Origin of the sequence: Serratia sp. N21D137 (assembly GCF_047530005.1) — a bacterium.
GTDB lineage: Bacteria > Pseudomonadota > Gammaproteobacteria > Enterobacterales > Enterobacteriaceae > Chania > Chania fonticola_B.
On record NZ_JBLJAJ010000094.1, the window covers coordinates 1 to 2,108 of the forward strand.

Below are 2,108 nucleotides of genomic sequence, written 5' to 3' on the forward strand. Positions count from 1 at the left end.
GCCTTTTCAGGATCCGCAATATGACGCGCTTTATCTCCCTGTTTTCGCTGCTAGTGGCCCTGCTGGGTACGCCGTTGGCAGGCTGGTCCGCCGGGTTTGGCATTAATGCCACACGCCTGATTTACCCTGAAGGGGCTAGCAGTATAAACGTCGCGGTACGCAACACCCTTAACCACGAACCGTATCTGGTGCAAACGGCTGTCAGCGGTAAACAGGATGCACAGACCACGGCCCCGTTCACCGTAACGCCGCCGCTGTTCCGTCTGGAACCGCAAAGCACCAATCAGTTACGTATCGCCTTTACCGGCCAGCCGCTACCCGGCGATCGGGAGTCGGTGTTTTATTTGCATGCCACCGCTATTCCAACCAGTACGCAAATGGATCCGACTCAGCAGCGTAATGACGTGCAGGCCCAGCTGCGCTTCGGCGTGGGCAACATTATCAAGCTGTTCTACCGGCCTGCGAGCCTGAGCGGTTCCTCTGCCGCCGCCCAAAAAGAGTTGCAGTTCTCCCGCGTGGCTGGGGGGCTGAAGGTGACCAATTCCTCTCCCTATTTTGTCAGCCTGGCCGGCTTGACGGTGAATGGGCAACAACTGGCTTTGGACACGCCGGCTGCACTCATGATCCCCCCTTTCGGCAACCATATCTGGCCGGTTAAAACACCGTTGGCAACCGGCAAGCGGGTGCAGTGGCAGACCATTAATGATACCGGAGGCACCGATGCGTTCAGCGCAACGTTACCTTAAGGCCGTGCTGGCTGTAGTGCTGGCAGGTGGTGGAACGGTATCCGCCCCGGTGCAGGCCGTAACGCTGGATTTCTCAGCCGTGCTGACCAATGGCACCTGCACGCTCAGCCTGGATAGAAGCACTCTGCCTTTGGGTGTCATCGCTAAATCACAGCTGCGCCCAAACCAGCTGGTTGCTCCACAGCCCTTTACCCTCTCCGTGCAGGACTGCACCGGTTCAGCGGGCGGCAGCCTTAAACCTGTCGTGACTATCGCCGGCACTGGCACCACCCAAGACGGTAAATGGCTGTTTCGCAATGCCGGATCGGCGGCGAATACCGGGATTTTGGTGATCCAGAGTGCCACCGTGCCGGATTACAGCCAGCCCGAAGTCAAAAACAACAGCGTGCTGTCACTGGCTAATCCCGGACAGATACCGGTCAACCAGACGTTCACCTTTTATGCCGGTGCCAGTTGTGGCGGCAGCACCGGGTGTGCCACGGTTGCGACCGGTGACGTGACGGCCACGCTGATGTTTACGTTTCTCTATCAGTGAGGGCCCGATGACACAGCAATTTCATCAGGTGCTATCAAGCCTGCTGCTCACCTTCAGCCTGTCTGCACAGGCCGGGAGCGGCGGCATCAGCCTGGGGCAGACACGCGTTATTTTTTCTGCCGCGGATAAAGCGCAAACCCTCACCGTCAGCAATAGCGGGCAACAGGCTTATCTGGTCCAAGCCCGAGTACAGAACGGCCTGGACGATACGACCCCCGCGCCGTTTATCGTTACGCCACCGCTGTTCTCGCTGCAAGGCGATAGCCGCCAACTGCTACGACTATTGCCGCAGGACGCCACGCTGCCCTCCGACCAGGAATCGCTGTTTTATCTCTCTATCTCGGCCATTCCTGCACAGGCTGAACCCGTAACGGCGGCCGATCGGCTGTCAGTTGGGGTACGTTTCGTGCTCAAGCTGTTTTATCGCCCGCAAGGGTTGGCGTTACACGCGGACAACACCCCGTGCCTGCTGACGTTCAAGCGTGAAGCGCACGGCGTGCGGGCCATTAATCCCACCGGCTATTTTCAGACCCTGGGGATGCTGGCCGTTGACGGGCATACCGTGGCGTTAGACCAACAACCGGCGATGGTGCCTCCACACAGCAGTATCGCCCTGGCCGTTGACGGGCCGGTGAATAAGGTGGCCTGGCAGACGCTCACCGACTATGGCGGACTCTCCCAGTCCTGCCAGCAGACAGGCTCAGCCTCCACGGAGACCACACCATGAAATACCCGATTTATCTTCTGATGGGCCTATGCCTGTTGGTCAACAAAATGGGCCTGGCACAGGCTCAGGACAACGCCTCGCCGGGGATTTCTTTTTACGT

The 2,108-nt window shown here is 58.9% G+C and carries 3 protein-coding genes; all 3 read left to right on the top strand.

Features of this window, described 5'->3' with window-relative positions:
* Positions 1-746, top strand: a 746-nt coding sequence (locus tag ACMV5H_RS25380; RefSeq protein ID WP_414822784.1) for a molecular chaperone, incomplete at its 5' end; no start/stop codon positions are given.
* Positions 721-1,281, top strand: coding sequence for a fimbrial protein (locus ACMV5H_RS25385; RefSeq protein WP_414822785.1), 561 nt, complete (start codon positions 721-723; stop codon positions 1,279-1,281). The genes ACMV5H_RS25380 and ACMV5H_RS25385, both read left to right, overlap by 26 nt.
* Before the next feature lie 7 nt (positions 1,282-1,288).
* Positions 1,289-2,008 (top strand): molecular chaperone, encoded by a 720-nt coding sequence (locus ACMV5H_RS25390; protein ID WP_414822786.1) that lies wholly within the window; start codon positions 1,289-1,291, stop codon positions 2,006-2,008.
* The last annotated feature ends 100 nt before the right edge of the window (positions 2,009-2,108 follow it).

Coding starts and splice junctions, on each gene's coding strand:
- ACMV5H_RS25385 (WP_414822785.1), top strand. CDS start 721: ATGCGTTCAGCGCAACGTTACCTTAAGGCCGTGCTGGCTGTAGTGCTG.
- ACMV5H_RS25390 (WP_414822786.1), top strand. CDS start 1,289: ATGACACAGCAATTTCATCAGGTGCTATCAAGCCTGCTGCTCACCTTC.